The organism is Dolichospermum circinale AWQC131C, from assembly GCF_000426905.1.
Taxonomy (GTDB): domain Bacteria; phylum Cyanobacteriota; class Cyanobacteriia; order Cyanobacteriales; family Nostocaceae; genus Dolichospermum; species Dolichospermum circinale.
This window is the reverse complement of the sequence record NZ_KE384598.1, coordinates 1,028-18,893: the sequence shown is the minus strand read 5'-3', so window position 1 is coordinate 18,893 and position 17,866 is coordinate 1,028. Positions and strand designations below refer to the sequence as shown.

16 protein-coding genes are annotated in these 17,866 nt (G+C 39.1%); 6 read left to right on the top strand and 10 right to left on the bottom strand.

Annotated elements, in window-relative coordinates:
• Positions 1 to 170 precede the first annotated feature (170 nt).
• The 3 genes from ACIR131C_RS0105730 to ACIR131C_RS0105720 all read left to right on the top strand — a co-directional run bounded on the left by ACIR131C_RS0105730 (position 171) and on the right by ACIR131C_RS0105720 (position 4,655).
• Positions 171 to 2,174 (top strand): GspE/PulE family protein, encoded by a 2,004-nt coding sequence (locus tag ACIR131C_RS0105730; protein ID WP_028089425.1) that lies wholly within the window; start codon positions 171 to 173, stop codon positions 2,172 to 2,174.
• 62 nt (positions 2,175 to 2,236) lie between these two features.
• Positions 2,237 to 3,337 (top strand): type IV pilus twitching motility protein PilT, encoded by a 1,101-nt coding sequence (locus tag ACIR131C_RS0105725; RefSeq protein ID WP_028089424.1) that lies wholly within the window; start codon positions 2,237 to 2,239, stop codon positions 3,335 to 3,337.
• 94 nt (positions 3,338 to 3,431) lie between these two features.
• The gene (locus tag ACIR131C_RS0105720) at positions 3,432 to 4,655 is read left to right on the top strand and encodes a type II secretion system F family protein (protein WP_028089423.1); all 1,224 of its coding nucleotides are present in this window, start codon (positions 3,432 to 3,434) and stop codon (positions 4,653 to 4,655) included.
• 167 nt (positions 4,656 to 4,822) lie between these two features.
• Here the strand turns inward: ACIR131C_RS0105720 and bioU are convergent, their stop codons facing one another.
• Positions 4,823 to 5,821 carry a (S)-8-amino-7-oxononanoate synthase BioU gene (gene bioU / locus ACIR131C_RS0105715; protein WP_028089422.1) on the bottom strand — a complete coding sequence of 333 codons (999 nt, stop codon included), beginning with the start codon at positions 5,819 to 5,821 and terminating at the stop codon, positions 4,823 to 4,825.
• Between the two features lie 436 nt (positions 5,822 to 6,257).
• Here bioU and ACIR131C_RS0105710 point away from each other — a divergent pair, with 436 nt between their 5' ends.
• On the top strand, positions 6,258 to 6,776 hold the full coding sequence (locus tag ACIR131C_RS0105710) for a DUF456 domain-containing protein (protein ID WP_028089421.1): 519 nt from the start codon (positions 6,258 to 6,260) through the stop codon (positions 6,774 to 6,776).
• A gap of 91 nt (positions 6,777 to 6,867) precedes the next feature.
• Here the strand turns inward: ACIR131C_RS0105710 and nblB are convergent, their stop codons facing one another.
• From nblB to dpsA, 9 genes are all read right to left on the bottom strand, one after another.
• The gene (gene nblB / locus ACIR131C_RS0105705) at positions 6,868 to 7,530 is read right to left on the bottom strand and encodes a phycobilisome degradation protein NblB (RefSeq protein WP_028089420.1); all 663 of its coding nucleotides are present in this window, start codon (positions 7,528 to 7,530) and stop codon (positions 6,868 to 6,870) included.
• Positions 7,531 to 7,609: 79 nt separating this feature from the next.
• A complete protein-coding gene (locus ACIR131C_RS0105700; protein WP_028089419.1) occupies positions 7,610 to 8,068 on the bottom strand; it encodes a CBS domain-containing protein in 459 nt (152 codons plus the stop codon).
• A 357-nt stretch (positions 8,069 to 8,425) separates the two neighbouring features.
• Positions 8,426 to 8,767, bottom strand: coding sequence for a HepT-like ribonuclease domain-containing protein (locus ACIR131C_RS0105690; RefSeq protein WP_028089418.1), 342 nt, complete (start codon positions 8,765 to 8,767; stop codon positions 8,426 to 8,428).
• Entirely contained in the window at positions 8,757 to 9,089 is a 333-nt protein-coding gene (locus ACIR131C_RS0105685) for a nucleotidyltransferase family protein (protein WP_231387571.1), read from the bottom strand. Before ACIR131C_RS0105685 ends, ACIR131C_RS0105690 begins: the two co-directional genes overlap by 11 nt.
• Before the next feature lie 311 nt (positions 9,090 to 9,400).
• The gene (gene mutT, locus ACIR131C_RS0105680; protein ID WP_028089417.1) at positions 9,401 to 9,817 is read right to left on the bottom strand and encodes an 8-oxo-dGTP diphosphatase MutT; all 417 of its coding nucleotides are present in this window, start codon (positions 9,815 to 9,817) and stop codon (positions 9,401 to 9,403) included.
• 201 nt (positions 9,818 to 10,018) lie between these two features.
• On the bottom strand, positions 10,019 to 10,363 hold the full coding sequence (locus ACIR131C_RS0105675; protein ID WP_028089416.1) for a DUF760 domain-containing protein: 345 nt from the start codon (positions 10,361 to 10,363) through the stop codon (positions 10,019 to 10,021).
• 234 nt (positions 10,364 to 10,597) lie between these two features.
• Positions 10,598 to 11,554 (bottom strand): RNA polymerase sigma factor, RpoD/SigA family, encoded by a 957-nt coding sequence (locus tag ACIR131C_RS0105670; protein WP_028084705.1) that lies wholly within the window; start codon positions 11,552 to 11,554, stop codon positions 10,598 to 10,600.
• Between the two features lie 648 nt (positions 11,555 to 12,202).
• Complete coding sequence (gene carB, locus ACIR131C_RS0105665) at positions 12,203 to 15,496, bottom strand: carbamoyl-phosphate synthase large subunit (protein WP_028089415.1); 3,294 nt, start codon at positions 15,494 to 15,496, stop codon at positions 12,203 to 12,205.
• 505 nt (positions 15,497 to 16,001) lie between these two features.
• Complete coding sequence (gene dpsA, locus ACIR131C_RS0105660; RefSeq protein WP_028089414.1) at positions 16,002 to 16,556, bottom strand: DNA starvation/stress protection protein DpsA; 555 nt, start codon at positions 16,554 to 16,556, stop codon at positions 16,002 to 16,004.
• A gap of 348 nt (positions 16,557 to 16,904) precedes the next feature.
• On the opposite strand from dpsA, the gene ACIR131C_RS0105650 reads away from it, so the two are divergent.
• Entirely contained in the window at positions 16,905 to 17,162 is a 258-nt protein-coding gene (locus ACIR131C_RS0105650) for an Asr1405/Asl0597 family protein (RefSeq protein WP_028089413.1), read from the top strand.
• Between the two features lie 15 nt (positions 17,163 to 17,177).
• A complete protein-coding gene (locus ACIR131C_RS0105645) occupies positions 17,178 to 17,798 on the top strand; it encodes a (2Fe-2S) ferredoxin domain-containing protein (protein ID WP_028089412.1) in 621 nt (206 codons plus the stop codon).
• The last annotated feature ends 68 nt before the right edge of the window (positions 17,799 to 17,866 follow it).

Below are 17,866 nucleotides of genomic sequence, written 5' to 3'. Positions count from 1 at the left end.
CAAAGACTACAGGAATTACTTTTCCAGGTATCAGCCATTAGGATTCAACAATAATTAGGTTTTACCTATTAAATTAGGTAAAGAGCAGCTTGATCACTAATTATATCAGGTAATATATATAGATATAACTAGATTTTAAATAACTGTTGTTAGCCCTGGCTAAATTACTTATGACTTACTCATCACCGCAAGAACGGAGTACCGCGCTGACTCCAAGAACCGAGTTTTCGGCTTTTGGCAGTAAACTGATACAATCTGGCTATGTCAATAATGAGCAAATGAAACGGGCTGTGATTGAAAGCCGCAAATCTGGCCGACAGTTAACAGAAGTATTAGAGTCTATCACTGGGCGACAACTATCACCTGAGTTTTCCAGGGAATACAGAAAACAGAATTTATTTGAACTGAAGATTCTATACGGCGTTGAGACGTTGGATTTAGAAGTTCAGGAAATTGAGATCAAACAGATCAGTAGTTTAATTCAGAACCTGATTCCTGTTGAAATTTGTCGTCGGTATCAGTTAGTACCATGGTCAAGAAATGATTATGAAAACCCACCGTATATTTTGGTAGCGATGGTTAATCCAGATGACCTGGAAGCTGGTGATGAACTCAACCGAATATTGCGTCCTCAAGGGTTGTCCTGGCGGCGCATGGTAATTACCCTAGAAGATTACCAACAAATCATTAATCAATATTTAGATCAACAAGCTGTACAACAAAGGATATTAGATCAGCAAAAAACATATGATGTTAAAGAGGATTTAGATAATTTAGGCACTCTAGAATTAGATAAAAGTTCTGAGCAGGATCTTGATCTGAGTTCAGCAGTGAAGGGGGCTGAGGATGCACCAATTATTAAACTTGTGAATCGGATTTTGCTCAAGGCTTTAAATGAGGGTGTTTCTGATATTCACGTCGAACCTCAAGAAGAACATCTGCGAGTTCGTTTCCGCAAGGATGGGGTATTGCGTGAGGCCTTTGAAAATATGCCGAAAAGAATTATTTCGGCAGTCATAGCCCGGTTTAAAATTATCTCTAGTTTAGACATTGCTGAGAGACGTTTACCTCAAGATGGACGTATTCGCCGTATTTTTGAAGGAAGAAAGGTGGATTTCCGAGTTAGTACCCTACCTAGTCGGTACGGAGAAAAAGTGGTGATTCGGATTTTAGATAACTCGGCGACTCAATTGGGTTTGGATAAGTTAATTACTGATCCAGAAACTTTAAATATGGTCAAAGATATGGTAAGCAAGCCCTTCGGATTGATTTTGGTGACAGGACCGACAGGTTCGGGTAAAACCACTTCGTTGTATTCAGCACTATCAGAAAAGAATGATCCGGGGATTAATATCAGTACGGTAGAAGATCCCATTGAGTACAGTTTACCGGGAATTACTCAAGTCCAGGTAATTCGTCAAAAAGGGTTAGATTTTTCTACGGCATTGCGGGCTTTTTTGCGTCAAGATCCAGATGTGTTATTGGTGGGGGAAACACGGGATAGGGAAACAGCGAAAACGGCCATTGAAGCAGCATTAACAGGTCACTTGGTATTAACTACTTTACACACGAATGATGCACCCGGAGCGATCGCTCGTTTAGGAGAAATGGGGATTGAACCGTTCATGATTTCCAGTTCTCTAATTGGTGTTTTAGCACAACGTTTAGTCCGTCGTGTTTGTTCTGAATGTCGCATTCCCTATGCTCCCACTCACCAAGAACTAGCTCGTTATGGTTTATCAGTTTCCCAAGAAATTTCCACTATTTTCTATAAAGCTAATACCATACCACCAGAAGAAATACCTGCCCATAGTGCAAATATTTGTCCAAAATGTCATGGTGTGGGTTATAAGGGGCGTTGTGGTGTTTACGAAGTAATGCGAATTACTGAAAACTTACAAACCCTGATTAACAAAGAAGCGTCCACAGAACGGATTAAAGAACTAGCTGTGGAAGAGGGTATGAAAACTTTACTCGCTTACAGTTTAGACTTAGTTCGTCAAGGTATAACTACTTTAGAGGAAGTAGAACGGGTAACATTTACAGATAGTGGTGTAGAGGCTGAATTAAAGGCTAAACGGAAAAGTGGTCTGACTTGTCGTACTTGTAGCGCAGAATTACAACCACAATGGTTAGATTGTCCCTACTGTACGACACCTCGATTTACGAATTAAGTACAGTCAGTGTGGGGTTTTAGTTTAAGGTTTTTAATTTTTAATGGGAGCAAAGTCAAAGTATGGAAATCATGATTGAAGAATTGATGGAACAACTGATTGATATGGGTGGGTCAGATTTGCACTTATCCGCTGGTTTACCGCCCTATTTCCGTATCAGTGGCCATCTTACACCCATTGGCGACCACATCCTCACAGCGGATGAGTGTCAAAGGCTAATTTTCAGTATGCTTAATAATACTCAGCGCAAAACCTTAGAACAGACATGGGAATTAGATTGTTCTTATGGTGTCAGGGGGTTGGCTCGTTTCCGGGTGAATGTCTATAAAGAACGTGGTGCTTATGCTGCTTGTTTACGGGCTTTAAGTTCTAAAATCCCCAGTTTTGATACATTAGGTTTACCAGAGGTCGTTCGGGAAATGTCGAATAAACCCAGAGGGCTAATTCTGGTTACAGGTCCGACAGGTTCGGGAAAAACCACTACCCTAGCGGCCATGATTGACTTAATTAACCGCACTAGGGCGGAACACATTATAACAGTTGAAGACCCCATTGAATTTGTTTATGAACCAGTTAAAAGTGTGGTTCATCAACGCCAATTAGGAGAAGATACTAAAAGTTTTGCTAATGCTTTAAGAGCAGCTTTACGGGAAGATCCTGATATTATTTTAGTCGGAGAAATGCGAGATTTAGAAACCATTTCTTTGGCAATTACCGCAGCAGAAACAGGTCATTTAGTATTTGGTACATTACATACTAGTTCTGCCTCACAAACTGTTGACCGGATGATTGACGTTTTCCCAGCAGAAAAACAAACTCAGGTGCGGGTACAGTTGTCTAACTCTTTAATAGCAGTTTTTAGTCAAACTTTAGTACCTAAGAAAAATCCTAACCCAGGTGAATATGGACGAGTAATGGCCCAAGAAATTATGATTATTACTCCAGCTATTTCTAACTTGATTCGAGAAGGAAAAACAGCACAAATTTACTCAGCTATTCAAACTGGAGGTAAATTGGGAATGCAAACTTTAGAGAAAGTTTTAGCTGATTTATATAAAGCTGGAGCTATTTCTTTCCAAGCAGCAATGTCTAAAACCTCTAAACCAGATGAATTGCAGCGTCTAATTGGCGCAACAGCAGCAGCGGGAGCTAAAGTAAATTAAAATTAATGGGTAATGGGTAATAGGTAATGGGTAATATGGGAAAATGATTTTTTGCAATGACAACTAACAAGTAACAAATAACCGAACTAATATCATGCCTACTTACATTGCTGTTATTCGTGACTCCCAAGGAAAAGCTAGAAGCGAAAAATTTACCGCTAATTCCTTGACTGAAGCCCGGCTAAATTTGAGAAATCAAGGTTTTGTTATTCAGAATATCAAAGAATTTCAAACTCTGGCTTCTCGGTTGGATATCAAGAAAATTCAGAATTCTTTGGTTAATGTTTCTGTTAAAGATAGAGCGGTTTTTTCTCGTCAATTTGCTGCTTTAGTAAATGCAGGTGTGGCGATAGTTAGAGGCTTAGGTGTACTAGCTGAACAGTGTACTAATCCTAAACTAAAAGCGGCTTTAATAGAAATTAGTGCTGATGTTCAATCTGGCGTTAACCTCTCAGATGCCATGAGTAAACATCCTGATTGTTTTGATGGTTTGTATGTGAGTATGGTAGAGGCTGGAGAAATTGGTGGTGTATTAGATGAGGTCTTAAATCGTCTCTCTAAATTATTAGAAGACATGGCAAGGTTACAAAACCAAATTAAATCAGCTTTGGCTTACCCAGCAGTTGTGGGTTTTTTAGCAACTGCTATTTTTGTAGGGATGACAGTTTTTCTGATTCCCATTTTTGCAAAGATATTTAAAGATTTGGGAGCAGAATTACCGGCACTGACGCAATTTTTGCTCCTTTGTAGTGAAGTATTACGAAGTTATTTATCTCTATTAGTAATTGGGGTTTTATTTGCATTGTGGTTTCTCTATCAGCAGTATTATAAAACCCCAGTTGGGAAGTTAAGTATTGACACTATTTCCTTAAAAATACCTTTGTTTGGTGATTTGATTCAAAAATCATCCATTGCTCGTTTTAGTCGCACTTTTGGGGCTTTAACCCGCTCTGGAGTACCCATTTTAACCTCTTTAGAAATTGTGCGGGATACCTCAGGAAATCAAGTTGTTGCTAATGCTATTGACGCTGCTCGTGAAGAGGTGCAACAGGGGGGTATGATTAGTATTGCTTTACTCAAAAAAGCTGTTTTTCCAGCTATGGCAATTCAGATGATGACTATCGGTGAAGAAACAGGTCAACTAGATGCAATGTTGATGAAAATTGCTGATTTTTATGAAGATGAAGTCGAACAGGCCGTAAAAGCACTCACTAGTATTTTAGAACCACTGATGATTGTGGTCGTGGGGGGAATGGTAGGGACAATTTTGCTGGCTATGTATCTGCCTATGTTCAAGGTATATGATAGTATAGGTTAGGACTTAGGCTAAATATCTGGAGAAGATCCCGGACTCCTTAAAGAAGTCGGGGATTTTGTTTTTTACCAATCACCTATTAGACATCTGGAGGTAATTAAATGTGCGTGACTTACAACCCTTGTAGAGACGTTCCATGGAACGTCTCTACAATATTTTTCACCAGATGTCTATTTGACAAACTTTGGCATAATTTCCGCTGCGGTAAATAAGCCAGAAATGCCCCTATTATGCAATTCTTGACCAGCTTTAAGATAACCAAAGGCTGGACCACACACATTGGCTGCCATACTGGTTTCATCCCCTAATGTGAAGGTGTGAGTGGATATTTTCCCCTCAAAGGTGCGTCCGGTAATTTTTACATTTGTACTGAGAGGTTTTTGCGGATTGCGGGTGTCAACGACACCACCAACTGTGACTCTATCCCGTGAACAAATCCCCGCTATTTCTAACATCACATCATCGGCGTGTTCCATGTTCGCTAAAGTTAACACACCATTGGTTTTATCTAGTAGTGCTTCTACCTCTGGGTCTGTCATGGCTCTAGCAGTTTCTACTGTATAACCGGGTATGTGGCCAATATCTTCCCGCACAGTAGCACGGTAAGCTTCCCAGTTAGCAATTCCTACACCAAAGGTAATTTCTACTTTGTGGATTTCAGCGTAACTTTGGGCAGCTAAAGCGGCGGCAGCGGTTAAGAGTCCGGGAGTAGCACCACAGCCAGTCATGTAAGTAATTCCCGCTGCTTGTAGTTCATCTTTCATAGCTAAAAGTTGTTCTACGGCACTGGTGCGTTTTATAGCATCAACCAGGACACCGCGCCAACCGGCTTGAATGAACTGTTTAGCTACCGAAGGGATAAAATCATTAGGAAGGTTGGGTAAAGCCAGAAAATAACCATCTACGGGCTGACTGGTGGTGATTAGTTCTTGAATACTGTTGTCACTTAAAGTCCCAACGGATTCTAAATAACCTACTGTACCTTGATTTTGGTAGGTTGTGATACAACTTTGGGTGTTTAAGCCTTCTCTAGAGTAAGCGTAACCTTTTTGGTCTGCGGCGGCGACGAGAATCATTTCCTGTTTGCTGGAAAGGAGTTTGGCTGCTGCTTGGCCGAGTCCACCAAAACCGAGAACTCCGACGCGGAGGGGGAGGGGCTGTGTGTTCATAATGTTTTTTCTTGGTTTGATAATTTTGATAATGGTTAATTATGCTTTATTTTTGATCAAGGTTTCCCACTAAGACGCGCAGAACCAAAAGCGCGAAGGGGTAATTAAACTAATTACAGTGATTTTTAGGTAAATAAACCACATTTTCAAGTCTCACGCTAAGGCGCAAAGTCGCAAAGGAAGAAAGGAATATAAAAACAAAAGTGTGGTATGAGTACATTAAAATTGCTGTAAGTTGTATATTTATGATAGAGGAGTGGGTAATTTTGACACTCTCCCCTCTCAAGAGACCTTATATCCCAACCCAGGTTTTCGATCATCACATTTTTATAAGTCAAAATAAATGGTTTTTGCGTAGCTAATTTAGCTGTCATTTTTAGTAATGAGTAATTTTTTTCTTCCTTCTGACTCCTAACTTCCAACTCCTAAATTAATTATGCAGATTATTTATTGGCTATTATTGGCTATAATGTTGGTGGGAGTTATTGGTGCTGTAGTTCCTGCTATCCCTGGAAGCAGCCTGATTTTAATATCTATTATCATCTGGGGAATGGTCAGTCATTCCTTTGCTGCTATTAAAATTCCCCTGATTGTGACAATCATTGTTTTACTTCTAAGTACGGGAGTTGATTTCTTTGCTGGTTACATTGGTGCAAAACAAGCCGGTGCTAGTAAGTGGGGACAAATTGGCGCTTTTGTGGGTTTGTTAATGGGATTTTTTGGATTATTACCTGCTTTACCCTTTGGTGGACCGTTATTAGGTATTCTATTTGGACCATTATTAGGTGCAATTGTAGGTGAGTTCCTTTACCAAAGACGATTATGGCCTGCGGTAAAAGCTGGTATCGGAATTACTGTGGGAACGGTGGTGGGAAATTTGATTCAAGGTGTCCTAGCTATCAGCGCGGTTATAGTATTTCTATTGACGACTTGGCCGCAGGTATATGGTGGTTAATAATCAAATTTCTTTATATCAATCAAAAATCAAGTTATTTAGAAAAGTGAGTTCAGCAGTTGCGCTTTATCGAATAAACGCAACTACTAGGCTAAACTAACTGTAAGGCTTTTTTAGCTTCATTAGCAATAGCCTCTACTTCATCATTCACTAAAGTTGCTAAAATAGATTTAGCTTCATCATTACCTAAGCGACTTAAAGCTTGAACAACTCTATAACGTACTTGCCAATCTGGATTAGTGCAGTATGGAATCAGGAGAGGAACTGCTTTTGTATCTCCCAACTCACCAAAAGAACTAATGGCCGCAGTTTGAATTAAGCCATTATCGGAAGTGAGTGCTTGGGTAAGTAATTCAAAGGCTCGGATATCTCCTAATTCTCCTAATGTGGCAATGATGCTAAACTGGACTAACCATTCTGATGTTTCTTGGTAAAGCTTTTGTAAGTCCTCAAAAGCATCATGTAATTTTAGCGCACCTAAACAGTCTGCTGCTGCTGCTTGGACATCTGCTTCAGGATCTTCAAGTAAACCCCGTAATATTGTCAAGGATAATGGTAAATCCTGTTTTCCCAGGGTATCCATTTGACTGACAGCAGCATAACGTACCCGCGCACTGCTATCACCTATAGCAATCTGTATTAATTCTAAACCGATATGTGGTTCTAGTTCGCGGATTTGATTAACCGCACGTAAGCGATCGCCCAAATTGTCAGAATTTAGTGATGTTTTGATAGTATCAGCAGAAACAGCCATTTAATTATCCTATGTCAGTGGTCAGTGGTCAGTGGTCAGTTGTCAGTTGTTGCTTAAAAATATTTCTCTTCTGTGCTTCCTACTCAGCAGCCATAGCACGAATAATATCACCACGAGTGAGAATACCAATGACATTACCCCCATTGTCAAGAACAGGGAGACGCTGAACTTTGTGATTTTGTATCAATTGTGCCGCTTCTTTTAATGATTTCTGAGGAGAAATAGCCACGGGATTTTTACTCATAACTTCTCCTACAGTTTGTCCTAAAGCCTTATGTAAATCTCGTTCATAGGTAGCAGGATTTTGTAAATAAATCACACTATCCAAAATCATAATATAAGCGGGTGGGGTGACACCAGTTTCTTGCCACATCAAGTCTGTTTCTGATATAATCCCCACTAATTTACCCGCGTCATCAATTACAGGTAAACCGCTAATTCGTTTTTCTGCTAAAATCTGGATAGCTTCTTTTAATGGAGTTTGAGGACGGACAAGTATAGGATCACGACTCATCACGTCAGCAACGGTTTTAGACATTTTTTACCTACACCTTTAATAAAAGTCTTTTTAACCATTGTAGAAAATTATTAGTAACAAATAAATAGTGTTAATAGATTGTTACTTTTCATTTTAAAAATAAATGTTGCTTTTGTTGAAAAAGCATTTTTAGCAATGCCATTATACCATAAAAGTCTAAATTTTTAATTAATTAAAACCATAAATATCTCCACGTACAGGGATCGCATCAACTAATTTAGCATTATTGTTTTATCTATTGTTGGTGATTCGTTGTCTCCAAATATTTCAAGAAAAGTCAACCGATGCACCTCTTTATGTAATTTTTGACGTGCAATTTCTTTTATAAACTCAGCCCAATTCATCAAAATACCCTCCTTAAACTCTATTAATCAACTCACGAATTTGCTCAATTAACGGTGGCAAATCTTCATTGATTGTTGTCCAAACAATAGGCAAACTTACTCGAAAATATTCATGAATTACGAGATTTCTTAAAGCACGCATTTCTTGCCAAGGTAGATTGGGATATATGTCAAGAATATCTGGAAGAAGACTGCGTGCAGCCTCACCAATAACCGCTAAATCATATAGAATCGCTTTGACAGTCCTGGCATCAGCACAAAAAGCCTCAAAGTCCAAACCATCGGCAAAAACTAAAATCTCTTCAGCCTGTTCGAGAATATCCCGTAATCTCTGTTGCAAACTTCTAGAAGACACGTTTCGCCTCAGCTATGACAACATCGTTTAAATAAGGCTTGAGGGAGTCCGGTGTACCTAAATCAATCGCACAACCTAACAATTTTTCCAGATAAATTTGTAGCCGCGCAAAGGTAAACATCCCGACGGGTTTAGAAAATTCAACCAACAAGTCAATATCACTACTAGGCGTAGCTTCATTTCGTGCCACTGAACCAAATAAAAACAGTGATGCAACGTGAAACGCCCGAATCGCGTCATGCTGAGGACGCAAGATAGCTATGACTTCTTCACACCGCAAAATTGATGAAGTAATAATAGGTGATTCAGTTGAAAGTCTCACAATTTCAATACAGGTGCTAATTTTCCTGATCTAATTATACGACCTAGTGCTTGGCTGCGATCGCTAATTTACCGTTTATTTCAGGGCAATCTTAGGGCAATTTGAGGGAATCCCAGGCAAAATCAAAATTCTCTCAGTGCAAATATAGGGAATACGTGGGTGTACGTCAATTGAGATCAGTATAGTGGGGTTTTGTCTACTCACAAAAACGAGAAAATTGAATGTTCTTCCTGTCAAGGTACAGGGAGAATCTAACCTTATGGTTCACGCAGATCCTCCAAATGTCAAAAATGCCAGGGAACAGGTTTTTGTTAAAATTGATATTTCCTTAAAGCTGTGATAATTTCCCCATTCGCTTCCGGGAAATTAAAATTATCTAATTCGTCCAAACTCACCCAACGAATTTCATCACATTCTATGGCTTGAGGAACACCCGCTAAATGTTGAGAATGATGGACTGTCAAAGTCACTCGTAAATGAGTATAAGTATGATCAATAGTAATCAAATGTTCTCCAACTGCAATTTCTATTCCCAACTCTTCCGATATTTCGCGTTTAATACATTCTTGAATAGTTTCACCAATTTCGATTTTTCCTCCCGGAAATTCCCATAAACCACCCATTGTACCTTGGGGAAGCCGACGGTCAATTAAAATCTGTTTTTGGTCATTCCAAATAACAGCAACACCAATAATTTTATGAGGAATAGAAAAATTGCTTTCAGTCATATAAGTAGGTTGTCGTTAAATGTCGTTATGACAAGGGAACAGGGAACAGGGGACAGGGAACAGGTTTTTGTCGTCTTTTTTTCGTTCATCTACTTAATATTACTTATCAACTACCAATAAATAATCAAAAAACTCGGCAGATTAATTATATCTCTACCGAGTTGATCTTTGTTTTGATAATTTTCCTAAGCTACAATAATATTATTCAGTTTCGCTATTATTTGCTTCTGTTGCTTGTATAACCATATCAAAACCCATTCTTTGTTCTGCATTCCGTAGAAAGTAACCACTAATCATCGCGGATGCTAATAAGCGACCCAAACTTTCTCGACTGGTAGAAATAGTAATACCGAACTGTTCAGAAGGGAGATTTCCTAAAAGTCCGATAATATTACGTTCCATGACCTGTAAAACTTCATGGGAACTGGGTTTGGATAATTGAGTAATTGTATCTGGACTTAAGGATTTAACGTATTGCCATAATAAATTACTGGCTTCCGACTCACTATTAAAAAATTCTGATACTCGGTTAGATTGATTACTCACGCTTGACCTCCTATAGTGTCACTGCTAACAATGGGGTTTGTGACTGAAATAACTGATAGTATTGTTGCTTCGATTTAGTTGACTATTATACAGATATACAGATGATATTAACTAATATAGCAGATTATTCCTTTTGAGGTAGTCGGTTTAACCGTACTAGAAATGGGGGTTTTTTTCACCTATGAGTATGGGTATGGGTGGGGAAAATCCACCCATAAAGCAGAAAACAAGGGACTAACTTGCAAGATATTCATTCATAGTGGCTTTAGATTTGCGAAGTTTACTTAAAGCTTCGCGTTCAATTTGACGAACCCGTTCCCTGCTAATATTCAGAACTTCACCAATTTTAGCCAAAGTCAAGGATTGTCCATCTTTTAGTCCAAAGCGTAGACTAATTACATCCTGTTGTTGGGGGGTGAGTTCTGACATCATCCGCTCTAAGTCATAAGATAGAGAAGTTTGCATGACAAAATCTTCCGGTGTTGCACCTGTATCTTCTAACATTTCCCCAAGTTCAGTATCATAATTATCCCCTAAACGCAAATCTAGAGATAATGGCAGACGAGCCTTTTCTAGATATTCTCGCACCTGTTTAGGTGTGAGGTCTAATTCTTGGGATAATTCAGCTATTGTAGGCGCACGTCCCAGACCTTGGGATAGTTGACGCTGGGCTTTTTTAATTTTATTGAGTTTTTCGGTAATATGAATAGGTAGGCGAATAGTCCGGGCTTTTTCCGCAATAGCACGGGTAATAGCTTGACGAATCCACCAATAAGCATAAGTAGAAAATCTATAGCCTTTAGTGGGGTCAAACTTTTCTACACCTCTTTGCATACCAATACTGCCCTCTTGAATGAGGTCAAGTAAATCAACATTGCGCTTAATGTACTTTTTGGCAATAGAAACAACTAATCGGAGATTGGCCTCTACCATTTTCCGTTTAGCTATTTCACCTTGGGAAATGGCCTGATTTAATTCTGATACTTCTAAATCAGATGCTGCTGCCCATGCTTCTAAACTTGGTGGATGACCCAACCGGGTAGCAAGACCTTCCCGGATCTCATGCAATGCAGTAGATCGTTGCACCTGTTTACCATAAAAAATCTCTTCTTCGTGGGTGAGGAGTGGCACACGGCCAATCTCACGCAGGTAAGTCCGCACGAGGTCGGTGGCTGTTTTAGCGGTCTTCATGGCGCTACTCTTTGGTAATGGTGGGTTACACTATTGTGTGCTGTGTTTTGATAGACTCGTGAATCGAATCATCATATTGGGAGGTTGCTACCTAATTGGACTAGAAACCCTGATGATGGTTGACAACAAAAGCGCCTAGTCAAAGACTGTTGCTCATCTTTTGGGAAATTAGGTATTTTACCGCCAAATACTACAGTTATACGCTGGTTTTTGCCAGTATCTATGGCTTAGATACAGGGTAGCAAGTCAGATATTTTTTGCGTTTTTAGCGGTGTTAAGAATTGTAACATTTATGAGAATAATTTGACTACCGCAAAATCCGCACTTTCCCAGCTAACTGACATCACCTCAAAATCTCAAGTTGCTGAACATCTTACATTTAAAGGATTTGAGCCAAATGTCTCCCGAAAAAAATTCCTTCCTCATATTTGTTAAAATATCTCAATGATAACCATAATTATTGTCTTGTAATAATTGCTTAATATTTATGTCAATGCTTAGTAGTTAAGAAAATAGGACTGAGGTAAAGGTAAAATCCGGTTGAAACCTACTTTTTTCCTTCCTGTCCTATCCTTTGACAACACCCTCACTAGAACGCTTATATTTCTAGAACGTGGTTCATTCTCTCGTCACAAGGGCTGAAGTCCTCTAACTTTGATGACAGTATTCCTGGATAACTTTGACATCTAAGGTAGTATTTTGCAGAGAACGGATAGCCGCGACTGTAGCCCTAGCGCCTGCAATGGTGGTAATAATGGGAATTTTATAACCTAACGCTGTGCGACGAATTAGCTTAGAATCTGCATGGGCTTCTTCTCCAGAGGGTGTGTTAATAATGAGTTGAATGTTGCCATTTTTGATAGCATCAAGAACATGAGGACGACCTTCATGGAGTTTAAGAATTGATGTCACCTCTAACTCTGCTTTTTCTAAAATTTGGCGTGTACCTTGGGTGGCCATAATTGTAAAGCCTAATTTAATAAACTCTTTAATCACATCAGCGGCTAAAGGTTTATCTCTATCACTCATAGATACAAATACAGTCCCCTGAAGCGGTAGTTTTTCTCCTGCACCTAATTCTGCTTTAGCGAAGGCGCGGCCGAAATCCCTATCAATGCCCATTACTTCCCCTGTTGAGCGCATTTCTGGACCTAATATGGTATCTGTACCCGGAAATTTACTAAATGGTAAAACGGCTTCTTTAACGGCTATATGTGAGGGAATGACTTCTTTGGTGAATTTTAGTTCCTCTAAGGTTTTACCGGACATAACTAAGGAGGCTAGTTTGGCTAATTGTACGCCTGTAGCTTTAGATACGAAAGGAACAGTCCGTGATGCTCTGGGGTTAGCTTCCAGAATATACACCTGGGGAGAATAACTATTATTACCAACTATGGCGAACTGAATATTCATTAATCCCACTACGGATAGAGCTTGTGCTAGTTTTACTGTCCATAAACGGATTTGGTTTAGCACTGCTGGAGATAAGGAAATCGAGGGCAAGGTACAAGCGGAATCACCTGAGTGAATACCCGCTTGTTCGATATGTTCCATGATGCCACCGATAACAACGTTACCAGTGTGATCTGCGATCGCATCTACATCTACTTCAATGGCGTTTTCCAGGAATTTATCAATTAAAATGGGGTGTTCTGGTTCTACTTGAACTGCAAAGGTCATATACCTTTCCAATTCAGTATCAGAATAAACGATTTCCATTGCTCGTCCTCCCAGTACATAACTAGGACGTACCACCACTGGATATCCAATACGCTTGGCAACAATTAAAGCATCTTCATAACTTCTAGCCATACCATTAGGCGGTTGAGCGATATTTAATTCTTGAAGAATCTTTTCAAACCGTTCTCTGTTTTCCGCCATGTCTATAGAATCAGGTGATGTTCCCCAAATCTTTGGATTTTGGATTTTGGATTTTGGATTTTGGATTTCCTGATTTTGGGCTGCTTGTTGTTGGAGATATTCTTGCAACGGTACAGCCAATTTTAATGGTGTTTGACCACCAAATTGGACTATTATCCCCAGGGGATTTTCCGCTTCAATGATATTGAGAACGTCCTCTTTTGTTAACGGTTCAAAATAGAGGCGATCGCTGGTATCATAGTCTGTAGAAACCGTTTCTGGGTTAGAATTGACCATAATAGTTTCATACCCGGCATCATGTAAAGAATACGCAGCATGACAACAACAATAATCAAACTCAATCCCTTGGCCAATACGGTTGGGACCACCTCCCAAAATCATCACCTTGGGTTTATCGCTAGGTAATACTTCCGTTTCTTCTTCGTAAGTAGAATAATAGTATGGAGTCAAGGCCTCAAATTCCGCCGCGCAGGTATCAACGGTTTTGTAAACGGGGATAACTTCTAAGTATTTGCGATAGGCGCGAACTTCGTCCTCCTTAGTTTTAGTACAATATGCTATTTGGCGATCGCTAAAACCATTTCTTTTGACCGCATACATCTGTTCTTTTGTCAACTGCTTTAAGGGAGTGCGTTTGAGAAACTTTTCTATTTCTAGCAGTTCTTGTAACTTATCTAAAAACCAGGGGTCAATGGCTGTTAATTCGTAAATTTCCTCATTACTAATTCCCAATTGCATAGCATGACGTACAGAGAAGATTCTTTCTGGGTTTGGTGTCCGCAACTGGGCGCGAATTTGTTCACCGCTGGGCAATTTTTCGGCCTTATCAGCACCCCAACCAGCGCGGCCTGTTTCCAGAGACCGCAAAGCCTTTTGAAAAGATTCATTAAATGTGCGGCCAATGGCCATGGCTTCACCCACTGACTTCATTTGTGTCGTGAGTACCGAGTCAGAACCAGGGAATTTTTCAAATGCAAACCGGGGAATTTTTGTGACAACATAGTCAATGGTCGGTTCAAAACAAGCGGGGGTTTTCTTGGTAATATCGTTTTGTAGTTCATTCAACGTATAACCCACCGCTAACTTAGCCGCAATTTTGGCAATGGGAAAACCCGTAGCTTTGGAAGATAAAGCCGAACTTCTAGATACACGGGGATTCATTTCAATTACAACTACATCACCATTTTCGGGATTTACTGCAAACTGGATATTAGAACCACCGGTTTCTACACCAATTTCCCGGATAATTTTAATGGCCATGTCCCGCAGCCGTTGATATTCCTTATCGGTGAGAGTTTGAGCAGGAGCAACCGTGATAGAATCTCCTGTATGAATCCCCATGGGGTCGAGATTTTCAATAGAACAGATAATAACAACATTATCGGCTAGATCTCGCATTACCTCTAATTCATACTCCTTCCAGCCCAATAAAGACTGGTCAATGAGAATTTGGGAAACCGGACTAGCGTCAATACCCACCTGGGCCATTTCTTCAAATTCTTCTTGATTATAGGCGATACCGCCCCCCGTCCCCCCCATTGTAAAGGCTGGACGGATAATTAGGGGATATGTACCAATTTCTAAAGCGATCGCTTTTGATTCTTCTAAAGTAGAAGCTGTACCGCTGGGACATACTGCTACGCCAATTTTCGCCATGGCCTCGTTAAACAGTTTCCTATCTTCGGCTTTTTCAATGGCTGGTAATTTCGCACCAATTAACTCGACATTGTACTTTTCCAAAACGCCATTTTTTGCCAAAGCCACAGCTAAATTCAACGCAGTTTGTCCGCCCATAGTTGGTAATAAAGCATCTGGTCGTTCTTTGGCGATAACTTTTTCCACTATTTCCGGTGTCAGCGGTTCAATATAAGTGCGGTCCGCTGTTTCGGGGTCAGTCATAATTGTCGCTGGGTTAGAATTGACCAGCACTACTTCATAGCCTTCTTCTCGCAAGGCTTTACAGGCTTGAGTTCCAGAATAATCAAATTCACAGGCTTGGCCAATGACAATGGGACCTGAACCCAACAGGAGAATTTTTTTGAGGTCTTGACGACGGGGCATAGTTTTTACCTTAGATGACAAAAATACAAATCTTGGACTATTTTAAGGGTCTTTACCCCCCATCATGCCATTCATTATCAACTTTTCCGGGTAGCAATTGCTAACAGGAGAAAGAATTATGGATATGGAGGATTTTTCTGACTAGTTTTCATATTTTTTTCTCTCGCAGAGGCGCAAAGACGCAGAGAGGTTAGGTGTTTATTTATTGGTTATAAGTTATCATGATCAATTTTTTGCAAAATATTTTTATTTGCTTAATTATTTTTTTAAATAGATTATCAATAAGTTATTTTTAGATATATGTCAAATATTTGAAAATTTGCATTTATATTTACATGGATAAATGAGAAAATTTTTAATTAGCTAAATATGGAAAATATGCAATTATAAAAAATGGCAGAAAGGATAATTTACACTTTTCTGCCAAAAGGATTAATTTTGTAAAATTCTCAATTACTAAAAATTTTTACCATTTAAGTTTAGTTGAATCGAGATTACGAAAAGTTTAGTTTTCAGCCCGTTGCACAAAACCCAAGGTTAAACTATCTTTTGCTAAGAAGTGAGCTAAATGATACGCTCTTTCTTCAGTTTTTAAGAGGATTTTCTCGTACAAATACCTTGTACCTCTATCGCCCAAACTCTCAGCCTGTGAGGCTTGACGGCGAATTACACCAATTAACGCTTGTTCGGCTACTAGATCATTTTCTACCATCTTTCGCGCCGAAAATACACCATCTGCTTCTGTTTCAAAACAGCATAATTCAGCTAATTTACTAAAACTCGCTGCTGGTATTCCACCCAAACCATTTAAACGTTCGCCGATTTCATGAATGTGATCTTGTACTTCTTTGTAGCTGGAATTGAAAAATTCATGCAGGGAATTAAATTCTGCACCTTCAACTACAAAATGATGTTTTTGATATTGTAGATACAATGCCTGAAAACTAGCTAATACGACATTGAATCCTTCAACAACTGGTGCGGTTACACTGTGATCTAATAATACAAAATTGTCATAAACCTGACCAAAGTTGTGTAATATAGTTTGCGTATCAGACATGGTTTTCCTCTCTTTTTAAGAGTTATAGTTTTTAACTGCTTACTTTTAACATCTTAGCATTTTTAAAATAAAAATAAGGCTACTAAATATTAAAAACTTTGACATTATTAGTAATTGCAATCATCAATTTTTGTAATATATCTGCCTTTGTAGCTATATATATTGACTTAAATCGCAAAATGTGCATATCCCTCAATTTAAAAAGATGAGATTTTTTCTCAAAATTAATGACAATATTTTGCACTTAGTGTATTCTAGAGAAAGAGGCTAAACTCCGACTAAGTTGTAAATTTAGGCTGTGAGTTTCTAGTTTAACTGCAATTTAATGGCATTTTGGGGGCTATCCACTTGAAATCTTCTAGCTCAGAAACAGACAAAAAGCACGTTATTGATATAGATTGGGCAGACCGTTGGCAAGTTTATCAACGCTTACAAGAATTAGATATAATTTGTATTTGTGAGACTAACCAGCCTTTAATAGTAGAAATAAATAACCCCACCGCAGCTATTCAACTCTGGAGTGTAATTCAACAATTCAGTGCTTCTCGTCAAGACTTGATTAAAAACATCGAAAATAGTTGGCGTATTCGTTACCAAAAATTTTAGTTAGATAGGGGAAAAATGAGTATATATACTAATTCACAAGTAACAGAATTTTGTTTTGAGGGCAGATTTTTGGATTTTGTCATCAAGGATGGATATAAGCTAAAAGGCTTGTTATTATGGACTTCCGAAGGGGAATGTTATATAAAATTAGCCAAACATTTACGGAGTGCTTTTGATTTGCGCTTACCTCAAGGGACTTGGTTACAAGTTGTGGGAACAAAACAATACAACGCCAAAAAAGATCAGGTAACATTGGTAGCGGAACGAGTTATGGCTGCAAGTGCTGATATGAGAACAGTTACAGCCCAAAATCTAGCTAAGACGAAACCGGACAAAGTGCAAACAATTTTAGTTTGTCAAAAATCTGATTGTATGAAACGCGGTGGTAAAGCTTTGTGTCAAGCTTTGGAGTCAGAATTAACAAATCATGGTTTAGAAAATTCAGTCGCTATTAAAGGTACTGGCTGTATGAAAAACTGTAAAGCTGGTCCTAATTTAGTTATGCCTGATAAAACTCGTTATAGTAAAGTTAAAGCCGAACAGGTTGCAGATTTAATAGATAAGCATTTTTCTGGGGAAATTCGGGAGAAAAGGGAGGATTTAATGGTAAATATTCCCAGCTTTGTTGAAGTTTAGTTTAGATCCGTAGGGTGCGTTAGCGACAGCGTAACGCACGCTAAACTTGATTAAGAAAACAATCATTA